We start from the raw sequence: 1,441 nt of genomic DNA, 5'->3' as shown, positions 1-1,441 counted from the left end.
CAAACTGCTGTGCCGCGGCTTGACATGGAGCCTCTGTGGGCATGATGATCGGCGATGCGGCGATTCCCCAACAGGTCATCGCCATGGCAGTCAGCCTATCATGCCCACCCCTCCATGTAAAGCCGCTTTTAGCGTACCTGGACGCGTTCTGGATAGTACACTGTTAGCTGGAGAAGAATTTGTCCCCAGTTCTGTACACGCCCCGTCCATTTTCGAATGACGTCCATAGTGGAGAGATACAGCATCTTCAGTAGTGCTTCGTCCGTTGGGAATATGCTTTTTCCCTTTGTTACCTTGCGTAATTGACGGTGATAACTCTCGATCATGTTCGTTGTATATATCAGTTTTCGAAGCTCTGGCGGATATTTGAAGAAGGTCGCAAGTTCATCCCAGTTTTGACGCCATGATTTAATGATGAGCGGATACTTGCTCCCCCAATTTTCTTCAAACCGATCCAATTCCAGTAAGGCCGCCTCTTCCGTGACCGCTTTGTAAATTGGCTTTAGGTCCGCTGTTACTTTCTTAAGATCCTTGTAAGAAACGTATCGTGTTGAATTACGGATTTGGTGGATGATGCATTTTTGGATATCTGTTTTCGGATAGCAAGCTGCAATAGCTTGTGAAAAGCCGCTTAGATTATCGACGCAGGTAATAAGGATGTCTTGAACTCCGCGGTTCTTAAGCTCGTTTAACACATTCAGCCAAAATTTTGCAGATTCGTTTTCCCCAATCCAAATGCCGAGTACATCTTTGTTGCCGTCTAAATCAATGCCGATCACCATATAGGCAGCCTTGTTTACGATATGGCCTTCTTGTTTAACCTTGAAATGAATGGCATCCAAAAAGACAACCGTATAGACCTGCTGTAAAGGGCGGTTCTGCCACTCCTTAATAAGCGGTACAATCTTATTCGTTACATTAGAGATGAGAGTCGGTGAGACCTCGACACCATATAACCCTTGAAGATGATCCTGAATGTCCCTTGTACTAACACCCTTCGCATACAATGCGATGATCTGCTCCTCAATGCCGGTTACATTCGTCTGATTTTTCTTCACAACCACAGGTTCAAACTCACCCAGTCGGTCCCGAGGCACTTCAATCTCTACATCGCCGTATTCGGAGGTGACGGTTTTCTTACTGTAGCCATTGCGGCTGTTTCTCGTTTGCTTGTTTTTTACATCGTGTCTCTCATAACCGAGATGCGTATCCAGTTCCGCTTCTAGCGCTTCTTGGAGCACATCTGCAAATAATTCCTTTAATGTCCTTTGAATATCTTCTGCCGATTGAAAATTATGCTCTTTTACAAATTGACGTAATTCTTGTTTTGACAATAATCCGCTTCGGGTCGCCATGTGCTTATTCCTCCAACTTTGATCTAGTAGTCAGTATTGACAAATTTATCTCAGTTGAGAGGTTACACAATTTATTTTACAGACCC

General features: G+C 44.6%; 1 protein-coding gene. It reads right to left on the bottom strand.

Features of this window, described 5'->3' with window-relative positions:
- Positions 1-128 precede the first annotated feature (128 nt).
- Positions 129-1,355 carry an IS256 family transposase gene (locus tag PEH01S_RS34250; protein WP_127490453.1) on the bottom strand — a complete coding sequence of 409 codons (1,227 nt, stop codon included), beginning with the start codon at positions 1,353-1,355 and terminating at the stop codon, positions 129-131.
- Between the last annotated feature and the right edge of the window lie 86 nt (positions 1,356-1,441).

Origin of the sequence: Paenibacillus ehimensis NBRC 15659 (assembly GCF_004000785.1) — a bacterium.
Taxonomy (GTDB): domain Bacteria; phylum Bacillota; class Bacilli; order Paenibacillales; family NBRC-103111; genus Paenibacillus_G; species Paenibacillus_G ehimensis.
Note: the sequence above shows the minus strand (reverse complement) of the source record. Positions and strands in the feature narration are given on the sequence as shown.

Bases quoted from the DNA above. Each gene is read 5' to 3' on its own strand.
- PEH01S_RS34250 (WP_127490453.1), bottom strand. From the start codon at position 1,355: ATGGCGACCCGAAGCGGATTATTGTCAAAACAAGAATTACGTCAATTT.